Source organism: Aeromonas sp. QDB03 (genome assembly GCF_027707985.1).
Taxonomy (GTDB): domain Bacteria; phylum Pseudomonadota; class Gammaproteobacteria; order Enterobacterales; family Aeromonadaceae; genus Aeromonas; species Aeromonas hydrophila.
The window spans coordinates 21,924-35,248 of record NZ_JAPCJG010000007.1; the positions used below are offsets into that span (position 1 = coordinate 21,924).

Here is a 13,325-nt window from a genome sequence, read left to right on the forward strand (position 1 = left end):
GGCTTCACTTCAACGTCAACCGGAAACAGACATCCGCCTGTTCATCTTCAACCAATACCAACTCGCCGCCAAGGCTCATCGCCGATTCCCGGGCGATGGAGAGCCCCATTCCGGAGCCTTTCAGCAGCCCCTGGCGCACAATACTGCCCTGCTCGAAGGGCTCGAAGATCCGCTCCCGCTCCGCCAGCGGAATCGCGGGCCCTTCGTTGGCCACCTCCAGCCAGCTGCCGTTGCCATCCTGCCCGGCGCGGATCCAGATCTGCCCGCCGCTGGCACCGTAGCTGACCGCATTGGAGAACAGATTATCGAGGATCAGCCGCAAGCGATATGGCTCGGCCTGCAGGGTGATCGGATCGGTCGGCAAGTGTACACTGATTTGTTTGGATTCCAGCGCCAGCCGGTACTCTGCAGACAATTCTGACAGCAGGGGCGCCAGCGCCACCGGGGTCAGGGTGAACACCTCCTGCTGGCTGAGCCGGTTGAAGTCGAGCAGCCGTTCGATCAGGGTCTGCAGCCGGCGGCTGTTCTCCTCCAGCATCTGGCAGATCTCCTGCTGATCAGGGGTGAGCGGCCCTACAAGCTGCTCGGAGAGCAGATCCGCCCCCTCCCGCAGCACCGCCAGCGGGGTCTTCAGCTCGTGGGAAACGTGGCGCAGGAACTGGTATTTCTGCTGCTCCAGCTCCTTCAATTTATCGTGCAACCAGACGATCCGCTCCCCCAGCAATACCAGTTCGGCCGGCCCGTCCACCGGGCGTTTGTCCGGTTCCACACCGGCACCCAGACTCAAGATCCGCGACTCAATCTGACGCACCGGGTGGATGATCAGATAGGTAAACAGCAGCACCAGCAGCAGGCTGAGCACCGCCACGAAACCGCTGACCCACCAGATCTCCGTCATCAGGGCAGCGATGGTCGCCCGCACCCGGCTGACATGCTCGTCTACCTGGCTGCGAGTAATAATCTCAAGCTGCTGATTAACCTGATTAAATTCATCAAATTTGGGGCTGTTTGACTCGGCCTTGGCGCGGGCGAGATCCTGCAGGCTGTCGAGCCAGGCGAGCGCCTGCTCGAGACCCGTGTAAGCCTCGGCATCCGGGATGGAACTCTGGTGAGCGGCCAGCAGGCTGCGATAACTCGCCAGCTGCTGCTGATAACTGGCCAGGATGCGCTCATCCCCCAGCACCGCATAACGACGAAGAGTACGTTCAAGATCAATAGCTTGGGTGGTCAGTAGCGTCGCTCGACGGGTGTCGCGCACCGCCCGTTCCAGCTCGTCGCTGGTCAACTGGCTGAGGTGTTCGAGGGACTGGCTGTCGTGCCAGATCATGCCGCCCAGAGGCATCAACACCAGAACGAACCCCATCAATACCACTTGCAGCAGGGAGCGTGGGCGTACCTTGGTCATCTTGGACTATCTCAATTCAGCAGGGGTGGGTCAGCATATCTGCACTCCCCCAAAAAGCAAAACCGGCCAGGGGGCCGGTTCATGTTGCAGCTTGGGCATCACGCCAGACCGACGGATGCCACACAGATAATCAGGATCATGGCCAACGCGCCAGATGCGGTCAGCAGTGCCCATTTCAGTTCCACGCTCATGCAAACCTCCTTTCTTGCCAAGATGATAGAGCCTGATCACAACAGACAAACCGATGTTAATGCATAGTTAAGCCGATAACCGTGAGCTGTGTATGAATTTCAGATGAGCCCCATCCAAGGACCGGTGACATGTTCTATCTGTGTAGCATTGGATCGAATCTTGACCCCCATCAGCACGTCAGTCAGGCGGTCGGCGAGCTGCTCGTTCACTTTGGCCGCCTGCAGCTGAGCTCGGTGATCCAGACCAAGCCGGTCGGGATGCACTCCAGACATGATTTCCTCAACTGCCTGTTCGTCGCCGAGAGCGAGCTGGCACCGCACCAGCTCAAGGCACACTTCGTCGCCATGGAGCTGGCCCACGGCCGGGATCGCAGCGATCCACGCTGCAAGGTGCTGGACCGGCCGCTGGACATCGACATCCTGGCCAGCAGCCAGAGCGATGACTTCTCCACCGCCCGGGTCGATGCCTATCTCGACGAGCTGCTGGCGGAGCTCTATGGCCGTGGCCAGGTGCATGATCGCAAGGTGACCCTGCCGCTGCACACCCGCTTGATGGCGGGCAAGGTGATCGAGGAGCGCCAGGTCGGCCTCGCCCCCATCGCCCTGCAGCAGGAGATTGCGACCCCGGCCGCGCTCCTGCGCTGACCCCTAGATGACGGCCAGACCGCGGCCACCATCCACCCGGATGCTGGCCCCGGTCATGTAGTCGTTCTGCATCAACAGCTGAACCGCCTGCCAGATGGGCACCAGCCCCCCTTCCCGCGCCAGCGGCGTCTTAGCCAGCACCTGCTGGCGCCACGCATCGCCATGCTCGTCGAGAAACAGGATGGGGCCCGGCTCTATGGTGTTGACCCGGACGGCGGGTGCCAGCTCGCGGGCAAAGCTCATGGCCAGCGAATGGGCCCCCGCCTTGGTGGCCACATAGCTGGCGAACTGGGGCGCCGGCGCATGGATGTAGATGTCGGTGATATGGATGATGCCGGCATTGGCGTTGCGCGCCAGCTGGGGAGCCAGCGCCCGGTTTAGCTGGAAGGGGGCCGCCATGTGCACCCGGTAGAACTGATCAAACTGGGCCAGTTGCGCCGCCGGATCCGCCGCCAGCGGCTCAAACGCCGAGGCGTTGTGGATCACCAGCGCCAGATCCTGATGGACCGCCAGCGCCTCGATCAGCTTGCCGACCTCCTCCTCGCGAGAAAAATCCGCCTGCACCAGCTCGACCCCCAGCGCCCGCAGCCGCGCCAGCTCAGGCCGCTCGCTGCGATAGCTGCCCGTCACCTGCCAACCCGCCGCCACCAGCTGTTCGCACAGATAGAAACCAAGCCGGCGGCCACATCCCGTCACCAATGCACGCATACCCTCTCCTTGATTGTCCGGCCGGGGGATACCTATCGATCCCCACGGCACAAGCCATTGGCCGTTGCCGCCACTCGGCGGGCATAGTGGCGCCATTGCCACCTTAACGGAGCCACTTCCATGTTACAGATCCGCGATCACATGAGCCGTTCGACCCACTCCCTCACCCCGCAGCTCGGCCTGGCCGAGGCGCTGGACCGGCTGCATGACTCAGGTCTGAGCGGCCTGCCGGTGCTGGACCCGCAGCAGCGGCTGATCGGTTTTCTCTCCGAGCAGGATTGCATCCCGAGCCTGCTCACCGGCAGCTATCACTGCGATACCCGCACCCGGGTCGAGGATCTGATGAGCCGGACACCGCTCTCGGTCAGCCCGGATGACAGCATACTGGATCTGGCCCGCCAGATGACCGAGGCCAGACCCAAGGTCTATCCAGTGCTGGAGGGGAACCGGGTAGTCGGCATCATCAGCCGCCGACAGGTCATGCAGGCTCTCAACGCCCAGATGAAGGGCTGCCTGCCCACCTAAATCTGGTAGCGCCCCTTGTCGCCGATATCGAAGTGCAGCGGCATGCGCCACTTGGCCAGGGAGAGCAGACAGAGCAGCAACCCGCACACCAGCGCCACCAGGGCGGCGGCCCAGCCGATGCCGGCCAGCTCCAGCAGCCACAACAGGGGCAGCAACAGAGGGACCGCCCTGATCCCCGGAATGGCGAAGCAGAACTGCTCCTTGAAGGCCAGCCCCGCCAGTGTGGCCAACGCCGCCCCCAGCACCAGCACATCCGGCGCCCCGCTCGCACTGAGCAGCAGGGCGCCCCAGCCCAGCCCCTGCAGCACAAAGCGAATGCGCTTGTCATAGACATGCAGGCATAACCCGCATACCCCGCTGGCCACGGCCAGCGCCACCAGCCAGCTCGCCGGCGCCAAAAAATCCTGCCCGAGCAGCAGGCTTGCCCCTCGACACAGCAGCAGCAAGGCTGCCAGACTCAAGCCAAGGCGATAGAGGCAGACCGACACTCTGTCGATGCCGTCCAGCTCGCTTTCTATTTCAGGGTTTGCCATCGGCGGTCGCCTCTGTTGCAGGTAGGGGCCAATATACTTGAATTATGCCCGCGAGCGATTCCCTATTCCGTGCAGGAGATGTGGTTTGCGAAGATTCATTCTGCTCTGCCTGTTGTTCCCCCTCTGGCTGCAGGCCAAAGAGTTGATCATCGGTGGCACCCTGGAGCCGCCGCTGAAGTTTCTGGATGCACAGGGCGTTCCCCATGGTCTGGACGTGGACGTGGTCAGCACCATCTTCGGCAAGCTGCGCATTCCCATCCGCATCGAGCTGACCGACTCCGGCGCCCGGCTGACCCGCAACGCCGAAACCGGGGTGTACGATCTGGTGATGACCCACTCCTACAAGCCGGAGCGGGAGCGCTATCTGCTCTACCCACAGCAGGCCCACCTGCGCCACAGCTGGCACTTCTTCGTGCGCAAGGCCGACCTGCTGAAGATCCGCTACGACACGCTGAGCGATCTGAAACCCTGGCGCATCGGCATCACCAAGGATTTCTCCTATACCCCGGAGCTGACCGCCGCCCTCGCCGACCCGGCCTATCACTTCCAGGAGATCCCCATCAACCAGCTGCAACTGCGCAAGCTGATCGCCGGGCGTATCGACGTGGTGCCCATGCCGCTGGTCACCGCCTTTGCCCAGATCAAGGAGGAGGGGCTGGAGGGCAAGCTCGATTACCTGCCCAAGCCGCTCAAGGCCAGCCCTTACTACACCGTCTGGACCAAGGCCAAAGCCGATGCCACCACCCCGGCCCTGATGGCGGCTTACGATGCCGAACTGCTGCGCATGAAGCGCGACGGCCGGCTCAAGGCCATCTACGACCACTACGGCATCCCCTATATCGAGCCCTGATCCCGACCGTCAGGGCTGCACGTCCCACAAGATTGGGTTCTGTAATGAAATCCGGGGTTCGCATGTGAAATGGAGCTCCCGCGTCCCTCAGTCCTTAAGGCTTCACATCCCGCAAGATCGGGTTTTGCAGCGAGATTAACGTCTCGGTGGACTGGATCTCATCGATGGTCTGGATCTTGTGGATCAGTACCGTCTGCAACTCGTCGATGGAGCGTGTCATCACCTTCATGAAGATGCTGTAGTGGCCGGTGGTGTAGTAGGCCTCCACCACTTCGTCCAGCGCCTGCAGCTTGGCCAGCGCCGAGGGGTAATCCTTGGCGCTCTTCAGATTGATGCCGATGAAGCAGCAGACGTCGTAGCCCAGCTTCTTGGGGTTCACCTGCACCCGCGTACCCTCGATGATGCCCGCCTGCTTCATCTTCTCCACCCGCACATGGATGGTGCCCGGGCTGACCAGCAGTTGTTTGGCAAGCTCGGCATAGGGAATGCGCGCATTCTCCATCAGGGCGGTGAGGATGGCCTGATCGAGATTATCGATCCGATAATTTTCCGGCACTTTTTTGCACTCCCTTTGATGATTCATCATTAATTACCGGTGTATTTTGAAGAAAAAAATACACAAAGCCTATTTCTATTATCGAATATTGAATTTAGTTGGCAAGCTGTTGAAGAATCCTCACATCCAACGGGTTCAAGACAGGTATTCAGCATGAAACAGCACTACATTCGCAGCCAGCAACAGATCAGCTTCGTCAAAGAGATGTTCTCCCGCCAACTCGCCCAGCAACTGGGCCTGATGGAGGTGCAAGCCCCCATCCTGAGCCGGGTCGGTGATGGCACTCAAGACAACCTCTCTGGCCACGAGAATGCGGTGCAGGTCAAGGTGAAGACCCTGCCTGAGCACAGCTACGAAGTGGTGCACTCACTGGCCAAATGGAAGCGCCAGACCCTGGGTCGCTTCGGTTTCGGCCCGGGCGAAGGCATCTACACCCACATGAAGGCGCTGCGTCCGGACGAGGATCGCCTCACCCCCATCCACTCCGTCTACGTGGATCAGTGGGACTGGGAGAAGGTGATGCCGAGCGGGCGCCGTGACCTGGCCTACCTGCAGGAGACCGTGCGCGGCATCTGGGCCGCCATCAAGGCCACCGAGCGCGCGGTCTGTGCCGAGCATGAACTGGCCCCCTTCCTGCCGGCCGAGATCCAGTTTCTGCACAGCGAAGAGCTGCTGACCCGCTACCCGGACCTCGATGCCAAGGGGCGCGAGCGGGCCATCGCCAAGGAGCTGGGGGCCGTGTTCCTGATTGGTATCGGCGGTGCCCTCTCCCACGGCGAGCGCCACGACGTGCGTGCCCCGGACTACGACGACTGGAGCAGCCACAGCGAGCTGGGGCTGGCCGGTCTGAACGGTGACATCCTGGTGTGGAACCCGGTGCTGCAGGACAGTTTCGAGATCTCCTCCATGGGGATCCGGGTCGACGCCGAGGCGCTGCGCCGCCAGCTGGCCATCACCGGCGACGAAGATCGCCTGCAGTACGACTGGCACCAGGATCTGCTGGCCGCACGGATGCCGCAAACCATCGGCGGCGGCATCGGCCAATCCCGTCTGGCCATGCTGCTGCTGCAAAAAGAGCACATCGGCCAAGTCCAGGTCGGCGTCTGGCCGGCCGAGATGAAAGCCGCCGTGCAAGGCATGCTGTAACGAATGAAAGCCATGCCGGCGTCATCGCCGCCGGCATGGCAACAGGCAGGTGGCCGTCGGGGTTGAGCGAGCGCATCCCCGGCAGGCTGTAAGAAGCGAGGCCAGCAGTGGCCGCGCTTCGTAATCGGGGGCTTGCCCCTGCGACCCGCTCAACCCACGTCAGGTCGCTTCACTACATTCCTCCCGGCAATCTTCGGATTGCCGTTTTTTTTATGCCGAAAAACTGTGCTCAAAACCCGCCCCGATCTGGCGCTGGCGCGGCAACCCCGCCTTTCTGCTGCCGGTGCAGTGGCAGGCAAACAACTGCTCCACCGCCTCTTCCTGCAGATAGGCACCGAGCGCCACCGCCCGCTCTGGGCCGGAGAACTTCAGGTGCAGGCCGCCGATGACGGCGTGGATCCGCTCGTCACCACACACCTCCTTGGCCCACTCGATGATGTTCTCGACCCCGGCGTGACCGCAGCCGATAAAGACGATGAGCCCCTGTTCGCTCTTGTAGGCCAGCGCCGAATCGTCGCTGATAAGGTCTTTCTCCACCCGTCCGCCCCGCACTATGTAGCCGAGCAGCGAAGGCGCAGCCCGGTCGCGCCGCACAATGCTGCCGAGGAACACCAGACGATCCGAGAGCCACACCGGCTCGGCCGAGCAATGGGGGAGCAAGCCTCTGGCCGGCAGCGACTCCCGAGCCAGCTCCCCCGACAGGCGATAGAGGTTGCGCCGCCAGAAGGGGAGCGACAGGAAGTAGCCCCGCTCACAAAACACGTCCGGACAGGCGATGAGCGGGATGGGTCTTGGATAGACGGGCAGCGAGCCGACCCCGCCCACATGGTCGTAATGACCGTGGGAGAGCACCACATGGGTGAGCGAGGCGAGATCGATCCCCATCACGGCGGCGTTGTGGCACAGCGCCCAGCCACGGCCGCTGTCAAACAGCACCCTGAGGCCGTCACACTCCAGCAGCAACGCCAACCCTCGCTCGGGCAGACAGCCAGGCAGATGAACGTCGTCATCCACCAGCACGGAAAACTTCAGCATCTCGCTTCCCCTGAAAACAAAACGCAGGCACGAGGCCTGCGTTTTTCATCGACAATCCCATTACTGGGTCATGGTGAGGCCATTGCTGTCGGCCCCCAGCACCAGCTTTTTGCCCGGCACGATACGGCCGGAGAGCAGCGCTTGCGCCAGCGGGTTCTCCACCTTGTGCTGGATCGCCCGCTTGAGGGGACGCGCCCCGTAGACGGGATCGAACCCGGCGTGCACCAGCTTCTCGAGTAGCGCCTCGCTCACCTCCACCTCGTAACCCTGGGCCTCCAGTCGACCCATCAGACTCTTGAGCTGGATGCGGGCGATGGACTTGATGTGCTCCTCGCCGAGCGGGTGGAACACCACTGTCTCGTCGATCCGGTTGATGAACTCCGGCCGGAAGCTGCGGGTCAGCACCTCCATCAGCATGCCCTTCATCTCGTCGTAATCCTTCTCGGAGTGGTGCTCCTGAATGAGATCCGACCCGAGGTTGGAGGTCATGATCACCACCGAGTTGCGAAAATCGACGGTACGACCCTGCCCATCGGTCAGGCGGCCATCGTCCAGCACCTGCAACAGGATGTTGAACACGTCCGGGTGTGCCTTCTCCACTTCATCCAGCAGGATCACCGAGTAGGGGCGACGGCGTACCGCCTCGGTCAGATAACCACCCTCCTCGTAACCCACGTATCCCGGAGGCGCCCCCACCAGACGGGCCACGCTGTGTTTCTCCATGAACTCCGACATGTCGATCCGCACCATGGCGTCCTGGGTATCGAACAGGAACTCGGCCAGCGCCTTGCACAGCTCGGTCTTGCCCACCCCGGTGGGCCCCAGGAACAGGAAGGAGCCGATGGGGCGATTCGGATCGGAGAGACCGGCACGGGAGCGGCGAATGGCGTTGGAAACCGCCTCGACCGCCTCTTCCTGGCCAATCACCCGGCTGTGCAGCTGATCTTCCATCCGCAGCAGCTTGTCGCGCTCCCCTTCCAGCATGCGGGCGACCGGAATGCCGGTCCAGCGCGCCAAGACGTCGGCAATCTCCACGTCGGTGACACGGTTGCGCAGCAGGCTGGTCTCCTGCATCTCGGCCTGGGTGGCGAGATCCAGCTGTTTCTCCAGCTCCGGAATGCGGCCGTACTGCAGCTCGGACATCCGGCCCAGGTCACCTGCGCGGCGTGCCACGTCGAGATCCTGGCGGGCCTGCTCGAGGGCCGCCTTGATGTGCTGGGTGCCGGCGAGGGCGGCCTTCTCGGCCTTCCACACCTCATCCAGCTCGTTGTATTCGCGATCTTTTTCGCTGATTTCCTGATTGATCAGCTCGAGCCGCTTGCGGCTGGCGTCGTCATCCTCCTTCATCAGCGCCTGCTGCTCCAGCTTGAGCTGGATGATGCGCCGCTCGAGCCGGTCGAGGGACTCGGGCTTGGAGTCGATCTGCAGCCGGATGCTGGCCGCCGCCTCGTCGATGAGGTCGATGGCCTTGTCCGGCAGCTGGCGATCCGCGATGTATCGGTGCGACAGCTGGGCCGCCGCCACGATGGCGGGGTCGGTGATCTGCACGTGGTGGTGCAGTTCGTAACGCTCTTTCAGGCCGCGCAGGATAGCGATGGTGTCCTCCACGCTCGGCTCCTCCACCAGCACCTTCTGGAAGCGGCGCTCCAGCGCGGCATCCTTCTCGATGTACTGGCGGTATTCGTCCAGGGTGGTGGCACCGACGCAGTGCAGGTCGCCACGGGCCAGCGCCGGTTTGAGCATGTTGCCCGCATCCATGGCGCCTTCACCCTTGCCGGCGCCGACCATGGTGTGCAACTCGTCGATGAAGAGGATGACGTTGCCCTCCTCCTTGGCCAGATCGTTCAGCACGGCTTTGAGCCGCTCCTCGAACTCGCCGCGATACTTGGCACCGGCTACCAGCGCCCCCATGTCGAGCGACAGCACCCGCTTGTTCTTCAGCCCCTCCGGCACTTCACCGTTGATGATGCGCTGGGCCAGCCCTTCGACGATGGCGGTCTTGCCGACACCGGGAGCACCGATCAGCACCGGGTTGTTCTTGGTGCGGCGTTGCAGCACCTGGATGGTGCGGCGGATCTCGTCATCCCGGCCGATCACCGGGTCGAGCTTGCCGATCTCGGCCCGCTCGGTCAGATCGATGGTGTACTTCTCCAGTGCCTGGCGATTCTCCTCGGCGTTGGCATCCTCCACCTTCTTGCCGCCACGCACCTTGTCGATGGCCGCTTCGAGTTTTTCCTTGGTCAGCCCCTGGGCACGCAGCAGCTCGCCCAGCGTTCCCTTCTCGTCGAGGGCCGCCAGCACGAACAGTTCGGACGAAATGAACTGATCCTTGCGCTGCTGAGCCAGCTTGTCGCAGACGTTGAGCAGCCGGCCGAGGCCGTTGGAGAGCTGCACGTCCCCTTCCACGCCGCTGACGCGCGGCAGGCGATCCAGCTCTTCGCCGAGGCGCGAGCGCAGGGAATTGATGTCCATCCCGGTCAGGGTGAGCAGCGGACGGATGGAGCCGCCATCCTGATTGACCAGGGCGGTCATCAGGTGAACGGGTTCGATGAATTGGTGGTCACGACCCAGTGCCAAAGACTGGGCATCGGAAATAGCAATCTGGAATTTGCTGGTCAGGCGATCGAGGCGCATTGCACTCCCCCTTTCAAGACAGACGCCGCTTGCGCGGCAAACAACATAACTTTCTGAGATGAAAGATGAGGCCCGTACGGACTATTTCAAGGGGCGGGGCTGGTTATTTTTTCTGCAAAGCGGAAAGCAGGCAGGATCCCCGCCCGGCAAGATGCAGGGCGGGAAGCGTCGTCAGGACGCCAGCCAGATAATCGAGGCCATGCGACCGGTCTGGCCGTTGCGACGACATGGGCAGTAGCACTGCTCGCTGTATGGGGAACTTCCCCAGACACTTACTCAGCCAGCCAGATAATCGAGGCCATGCGGCCGGTCTGGCCGTTGCGACGATAAGAGTAGAACTGCTCACTGTCGCTGAAGGTGCAATGTTCGCCGCCATAGACGGCGGTGACACCGGCGCGTGCTAGGCGCAGTCGGGCCAGCTGGTAGATATCCGCCAGCCATTTCCCTTTGTTGGGCGAAGGGACGAACGCAGCAGCCGCCTCGGCCTGCTCGGCCACAAAGGCCTCGCGCACCTCGCCACCCACTTCAAACGCAGTGGGGCCGATGGCCGGACCCAGCCAGGCCAGGATCTCGCCCGGCTCGCAGCCCATGGCGGCGATGCTCGCCTCCAATACGCCACCCTGCAGCCCGCGCCAGCCGGCGTGAGCAGCGGCCACCACGGTACCGGCCCGATCGCAGAACAGCACCGGCAGGCAGTCGGCGGTCATCACGATGCAGGCCTGACCCGCCTCACGGGCGCAGGCGGCATCCGCATCCGGCGCACAGCCATAGTCGCGGCTGACGGGATGCACCGCGGTACCGTGCACCTGATTGAGCCAGTTGAGAGTGCCGGGGATCCCCGCCGCCTGCTGCAGCCGGGTCCGGTTGGCCTCGACCCGTGCCGGCTCGTCCCCCACGTGGGCCCCCAGGTTGAGGCCGGCAAAGACCCCCTCGCTGATACCGCCGTCACGGGTGGTCGACAGGGCGCTGACCTTGGCCGGTGCCGGCCAGTCGGGTTCGATCCATTTCATCTGTGGCTCCTCTCCTTCATATAAAACGGGGCCCCTTGGCTGCAACCAGTCAAGGGGCCCCATATCAGGTCATGCAGGGCGGGTTACGGCAGGAATCGTCGCAGAGCCGCCCTCTTCATCAGTTCCAGACCAAATCGTCCGGATTGGCCAGGGTATCCGCCCTCAGCACTTCCATCAGGTCCAGCATGTCCTGCGGCGTAGGGGAGTGCCATTCCATCACTTCACCCGTGATGGGATGTGCCAGCTTCAGCATGGTGGCATGCAGTGCCTGACGATGGAAGCCACGCAGGGCCTCGGTCAGCTCGGGGGTGGCGTTGCGCAGCAGACGCAGACGGCCACCGTAAGCGGGATCCCCCACCAGCGGATGCTTGATGTGGGCCATGTGGACACGGATCTGGTGGGTACGACCGGTTTCCAGTCGCAGCCGCAGACGGGTGTGGCCACGGAACTTCTCGTGCACCCGGTAGTGGGTGACGGACTCGCGCCCATTGGGCACCACGGCCATGTGGGTACGCTGGGTCGGGTGACGGCCGATGGGGGCATCGACGGTACCGCCGGCGGTCATGTGACCGATGGCGATGGCTTCGTACTCACGGGTGATCTGGCGCGCCTGCAGCGCCTCCACCAGGTGGGTCTGGGCCGGGATGGTCTTGGCGACCACCATCAGCCCCGTGGTGTCTTTATCCAGACGGTGCACGATACCGGCGCGGGGCACCTCGGCGATGGCGGGGTAGCGGTGCAGCAGGGCGTTGAGAATGGTGCCATCCGGCGTGCCTGCGCCCGGGTGGACCACCAGACCGGCCGGCTTGTCGATCACCAGAATGTGTTCATCTTCATAGACGATGTTGAGCTCGATGTTCTGGGCATCCCAACGGGTATCATCCGCCAGCTCGACATCCACATGTACCTTCTGCCCGGCCAGCACTTTCTCGCGCGGGGTATTGGCAACCTGACCATCCAGGGTCACTCTGTCCTGTAAAATCCACTCCTTGATGCGGGTGCGGGAGTAGTCTGGAAACAATTCGGCCAGGGCCTGGTCGAGTCGCTGCCCGAATTGGTGATCCTGGAATTCGCCTGTCAGTTCAATATGCTGGCTCATGTATGGTCTCTTGAGCGGGGGGTATCAATTCGAAATAATCCGGGTATTCTAGCTTTTCTTTTAGCCAAGCATAACGGATACTTTGCCAATTTCGTGGAAATGGACCGGATGTTGTTGATGGGAAAGAAGTCTCACCTGCTGATGTCGCTCGCCTTGGTCGCTACCTTGATCACAGGCTGTTCCAGCACCAAACCCAAGGTACCGGACGAACCGCCGGAGACCCTGTACCAGAAAGCACGCCTCAAGCTGGATGCCGGTAACTACCTGAATGCTATCGAGTTACTGGAAGCTTTGGACTCGCGCTATCCTTTCGGCGCCTACTCCAACCAGGTTCAGCTCGACCTCATTTACGCCTACTACAAGCAGGATGATACTGCTCAGGCTATCGCCAATATCGACCGTTTTATCCGCCTCAATCCGGCGCATAAAAATATCGACTACGTATTCTACATGCGCGGTCTGACCAACATGGCCGGCGATTACAACTTCTTCCAGGACTTCCTGGGCATCAATCGGGACGACAAAGACCCCTCCTATGCCCGTCAGGCCTTCCAGGACTTCAAGACCCTGTTGCAGAACTATCCCAACAGCGTCTATGCCGCCGATGCCCGTGCCCGCATGATCGGTCTGAAGAACCGGCTTGCCCGTTACGACCTGAGCGTGGCCGAGTACTACGTGAAGCGTGATGCGCTGATCGCCGCCGCCAACCGCGCCAAGCTGATCGTCGAGACCTATCCCGACACGGCCGAAACCGAAAAGGCGCTGGAGATCATGATCAACTCCTACGACAGCCTGAAGATGCCGACCCTGGCCCAGCACGCCCGCGAAGTGCTGGTCAAGAACTACCCGGACAATCGTCTCGGCCGCGGCTGACTCGCAGCAACGCAATGAAAAACCGGAGCCAAGGGCCCCGGTTTTTTTATGGGCGCCGTTCATGAACGACATGCCCCTTTCCCCCCGTGCCGGCGGCATGGGGAGAGATGGCGCA

Annotated in this window: 14 protein-coding genes; 5 read left to right on the plus strand and 9 right to left on the minus strand. The window is 62.4% G+C overall.

What is annotated here, in order from left to right:
* Positions 1-4 precede the first annotated feature (4 nt).
* Together PG900_RS16765 and cydH are read right to left on the minus strand one after the other, a co-directional pair.
* Entirely contained in the window at positions 5-1,405 is a 1,401-nt protein-coding gene (locus PG900_RS16765; RefSeq protein ID WP_011707724.1) for a sensor histidine kinase, read from the minus strand.
* A gap of 98 nt (positions 1,406-1,503) precedes the next feature.
* The gene (gene cydH, locus PG900_RS16770) at positions 1,504-1,596 is read right to left on the minus strand and encodes a cytochrome bd-I oxidase subunit CydH (protein ID WP_017409791.1); all 93 of its coding nucleotides are present in this window, start codon (positions 1,594-1,596) and stop codon (positions 1,504-1,506) included.
* 129 nt (positions 1,597-1,725) lie between these two features.
* Between cydH and PG900_RS16775 the strand changes: the two genes are divergently transcribed.
* Positions 1,726-2,241, plus strand: coding sequence for a 2-amino-4-hydroxy-6-hydroxymethyldihydropteridine diphosphokinase (locus PG900_RS16775; RefSeq protein ID WP_270799829.1), 516 nt, complete (start codon positions 1,726-1,728; stop codon positions 2,239-2,241).
* Positions 2,242-2,244: 3 nt separating this feature from the next.
* Here the strand turns inward: PG900_RS16775 and PG900_RS16780 are convergent, their stop codons facing one another.
* A complete protein-coding gene (locus PG900_RS16780) occupies positions 2,245-2,949 on the minus strand; it encodes an SDR family oxidoreductase (protein ID WP_270799827.1) in 705 nt (234 codons plus the stop codon).
* 120 nt (positions 2,950-3,069) lie between these two features.
* Between PG900_RS16780 and PG900_RS16785 the strand changes: the two genes are divergently transcribed.
* The gene (locus tag PG900_RS16785; protein WP_016352284.1) at positions 3,070-3,474 is read left to right on the plus strand and encodes a CBS domain-containing protein; all 405 of its coding nucleotides are present in this window, start codon (positions 3,070-3,072) and stop codon (positions 3,472-3,474) included.
* On the opposite strand, the gene PG900_RS16790 is transcribed toward PG900_RS16785, so the two are convergent.
* The gene (locus tag PG900_RS16790; protein ID WP_041216795.1) at positions 3,471-4,007 is read right to left on the minus strand and encodes a DUF2301 domain-containing membrane protein; all 537 of its coding nucleotides are present in this window, start codon (positions 4,005-4,007) and stop codon (positions 3,471-3,473) included. The genes PG900_RS16785 and PG900_RS16790 overlap by 4 nt on opposite strands.
* Positions 4,008-4,092: 85 nt before the next feature.
* Between PG900_RS16790 and PG900_RS16795 the strand changes: the two genes are divergently transcribed.
* Positions 4,093-4,857, plus strand: coding sequence for a substrate-binding periplasmic protein (locus PG900_RS16795; protein WP_024945190.1), 765 nt, complete (start codon positions 4,093-4,095; stop codon positions 4,855-4,857).
* A gap of 94 nt (positions 4,858-4,951) precedes the next feature.
* Here PG900_RS16795 and asnC read toward each other — a convergent pair whose 3' ends face one another.
* Complete coding sequence (asnC, locus tag PG900_RS16800) at positions 4,952-5,413, minus strand: transcriptional regulator AsnC (RefSeq protein WP_011707730.1); 462 nt, start codon at positions 5,411-5,413, stop codon at positions 4,952-4,954.
* 153 nt (positions 5,414-5,566) lie between these two features.
* Here asnC and asnA point away from each other — a divergent pair, with 153 nt between their 5' ends.
* Entirely contained in the window at positions 5,567-6,559 is a 993-nt protein-coding gene (asnA, locus tag PG900_RS16805; RefSeq protein WP_270799823.1) for an aspartate--ammonia ligase, read from the plus strand.
* Positions 6,560-6,769: 210 nt separating this feature from the next.
* Here the strand turns inward: asnA and PG900_RS16810 are convergent, their stop codons facing one another.
* The 4 genes from PG900_RS16810 to rluD all read right to left on the minus strand — a co-directional run bounded on the left by PG900_RS16810 (position 6,770) and on the right by rluD (position 12,337).
* Entirely contained in the window at positions 6,770-7,594 is an 825-nt protein-coding gene (locus PG900_RS16810; RefSeq protein WP_270831868.1) for an MBL fold metallo-hydrolase, read from the minus strand.
* Between the two features lie 60 nt (positions 7,595-7,654).
* On the minus strand, positions 7,655-10,228 hold the full coding sequence (gene clpB, locus PG900_RS16815; RefSeq protein WP_024945187.1) for an ATP-dependent chaperone ClpB: 2,574 nt from the start codon (positions 10,226-10,228) through the stop codon (positions 7,655-7,657).
* Between the two features lie 272 nt (positions 10,229-10,500).
* A complete protein-coding gene (pgeF, locus tag PG900_RS16820; protein ID WP_270831870.1) occupies positions 10,501-11,238 on the minus strand; it encodes a peptidoglycan editing factor PgeF in 738 nt (245 codons plus the stop codon).
* 118 nt (positions 11,239-11,356) lie between these two features.
* On the minus strand, positions 11,357-12,337 hold the full coding sequence (gene rluD / locus PG900_RS16825; RefSeq protein ID WP_011707736.1) for a 23S rRNA pseudouridine(1911/1915/1917) synthase RluD: 981 nt from the start codon (positions 12,335-12,337) through the stop codon (positions 11,357-11,359).
* A 117-nt stretch (positions 12,338-12,454) separates the two neighbouring features.
* On the opposite strand from rluD, the gene PG900_RS16830 reads away from it, so the two are divergent.
* Complete coding sequence (locus tag PG900_RS16830) at positions 12,455-13,210, plus strand: outer membrane protein assembly factor BamD (protein ID WP_270831872.1); 756 nt, start codon at positions 12,455-12,457, stop codon at positions 13,208-13,210.
* Positions 13,211-13,325: the final 115 nt, after the last annotated feature.

Bases quoted from the DNA above. Each gene is read 5' to 3' on its own strand.
- pgeF (WP_270831870.1), bottom strand. From the start codon at position 11,238: ATGAAATGGATCGAACCCGACTGGCCGGCACCGGCCAAGGTCAGCGCC.
- PG900_RS16775 (WP_270799829.1), top strand. From the start codon at position 1,726: ATGTTCTATCTGTGTAGCATTGGATCGAATCTTGACCCCCATCAGCAC.
- PG900_RS16780 (WP_270799827.1), bottom strand. From the start codon at position 2,949: ATGCGTGCATTGGTGACGGGATGTGGCCGCCGGCTTGGTTTCTATCTG.
- PG900_RS16810 (WP_270831868.1), bottom strand. From the start codon at position 7,594: ATGCTGAAGTTTTCCGTGCTGGTGGATGACGACGTTCATCTGCCTGGC.
- PG900_RS16830 (WP_270831872.1), top strand. From the start codon at position 12,455: ATGGGAAAGAAGTCTCACCTGCTGATGTCGCTCGCCTTGGTCGCTACC.
- PG900_RS16785 (WP_016352284.1), top strand. From the start codon at position 3,070: ATGTTACAGATCCGCGATCACATGAGCCGTTCGACCCACTCCCTCACC.
- clpB (WP_024945187.1), bottom strand. From the start codon at position 10,228: ATGCGCCTCGATCGCCTGACCAGCAAATTCCAGATTGCTATTTCCGAT.
- PG900_RS16765 (WP_011707724.1), bottom strand. From the start codon at position 1,405: ATGACCAAGGTACGCCCACGCTCCCTGCTGCAAGTGGTATTGATGGGG.
- PG900_RS16790 (WP_041216795.1), bottom strand. From the start codon at position 4,007: ATGGCAAACCCTGAAATAGAAAGCGAGCTGGACGGCATCGACAGAGTG.
- cydH (WP_017409791.1), bottom strand. From the start codon at position 1,596: ATGAGCGTGGAACTGAAATGGGCACTGCTGACCGCATCTGGCGCGTTG.
- rluD (WP_011707736.1), bottom strand. From the start codon at position 12,337: ATGAGCCAGCATATTGAACTGACAGGCGAATTCCAGGATCACCAATTC.
- asnA (WP_270799823.1), top strand. From the start codon at position 5,567: ATGAAACAGCACTACATTCGCAGCCAGCAACAGATCAGCTTCGTCAAA.